The following is a 760-nucleotide window of genomic DNA, read 5'->3' as shown; positions in this document are numbered from 1 at the left end:
GCTGCGCTTACCCGGCCTGCAAAATCCGCAAATTTGCATCTTGCCTCCCCTCCCCGCACAATGAACGCCTGTCGCAGTGAAGACAAAAGGTAACCTATGAGTCAGAGTCATTTCTTTGCCCACCTCTCCCGCCTGAAACTCATCAACCGCTGGCCGCTGATGCGCAATGTCCGCACGGAAAATGTGTCAGAGCACAGTCTGCAGGTTGCGATGGTCGCTCACGCGCTGGCCGCGATTAAAAATCGCAAATTCAACGGTCAGGTTAATCCAGAGCGCATCGCCCTGCTGGCGATGTACCACGATGCGTCAGAAGTGCTCACCGGCGACCTGCCTACGCCGGTGAAATATTTCAACTCGCAAATTGCGCAGGAATATAAGGCCATTGAGAAAATTGCCCAGCAGAAGCTGATTGAGATGGTGCCCGAAGAGCTTCGTGATATCTTCGAGCCGCTTATCAACGAGCATCAGTACACGGAAGATGAAAAGTCGCTGGTCAAACAGGCCGACGCGCTGTGTGCCTATCTGAAGTGTCTCGAAGAGCTGTCCGCAGGGAATAACGAATTCTTGCTGGCGAAAACGCGCCTGGAAAAAACGCTGGAATCCCGCCGCAGCGAAGAGATGGATTACTTTATGCAGGTGTTTGTACCGAGCTTCCATTTATCGCTGGATGAGATTAGCCAGGATTCTCCCCTCTGATTTTCGCCCAGCGGCGCTGCGCTTGCAGGGCCTGCTGGCTTGTTGGCCGGGTAAGGCGCAGCCG

At 54.3% G+C, this 760-nt stretch carries 1 protein-coding gene; it reads left to right on the top strand.

Annotated elements, in window-relative coordinates; genetic code table 11:
• The first annotated feature begins 96 nt into the window (after positions 1-96).
• Positions 97-696 (top strand): 5'-deoxynucleotidase, encoded by a 600-nt coding sequence (yfbR, locus tag B498_RS00030; protein WP_008503531.1) that lies wholly within the window; start codon positions 97-99, stop codon positions 694-696.
• Positions 697-760 lie beyond the last annotated feature (64 nt).

The sequence above is a fragment of the Enterobacter sp. SST3 genome (assembly GCF_000286655.1).
Lineage (GTDB): Bacteria > Pseudomonadota > Gammaproteobacteria > Enterobacterales > Enterobacteriaceae > Enterobacter > Enterobacter roggenkampii.
This window is presented reverse-complemented; position numbering and strand designations above follow the sequence as displayed.

What these genes read in the sequence shown, in the direction of transcription:
- yfbR (WP_008503531.1), top strand. Translation starts at nt 97, where the DNA reads ATGAGTCAGAGTCATTTCTTTGCCCACCTCTCCCGCCTGAAACTCATC.